At 73.7% G+C, this 510-nt stretch carries 1 protein-coding gene; it reads right to left on the minus strand.

Translation table 11 applies throughout. From position 1 onward, the window contains the following. Positions 1-132: 132 nt before the first annotated feature. Positions 133-510 (minus strand): TIGR02611 family protein (locus tag BI06_RS25275; protein ID WP_051742185.1); only part of this gene is annotated, 378 nt, incomplete at its 5' end.

The raw sequence follows: 510 nt of genomic DNA on the forward strand, positions 1-510 counted from the left end.
TAATCGCCCGGGTGCAGGGAAAACATTACCGCATCCCGGAGGGTGGTCCGAACCCGCTCTCCCGGCGGCCCGAGCGCCGCCCCCGGCGACGCCCTCACCCGGACGGCCCCGCCCGGCGGGCGGGCGGACGGATCAGTCCTCGTGGATCTTCCAGGGCATGACCAGCCCGTACTTCCACAGGTACCAGCCGCCGAGCGCCGCGATCACCGCCACGCCGATCGCGGTGAGCGTCAGATTGCGCCGCCGGACCTTCGGGTCCAGGGCCTTCTGGGCCGCCTCGGCCACCTTGCGGCGGGTCCAGCGCAGCGCCAGCTGGGCCCAGACGAACTCGGTCGCCCAGACGCCCATGCCCAGAAAGATCACGACCCAGCCCGGGCCGGGCAGCGGCAGCATGACCACACCCAGCGCCACGACGGCCAGGCCGACCAGGAAGACCGCGACCTGCCAGCTCAGGTGCAGCGGGCGGGAGCGGCGGATGAAGCGCGGGGCCCGCGAGCCGAGCGGCCTGCC

This window comes from Kitasatospora sp. MBT66 (assembly GCF_000710405.2).
Classification (GTDB): domain Bacteria; phylum Actinomycetota; class Actinomycetes; order Streptomycetales; family Streptomycetaceae; genus Kitasatospora; species Kitasatospora purpeofusca.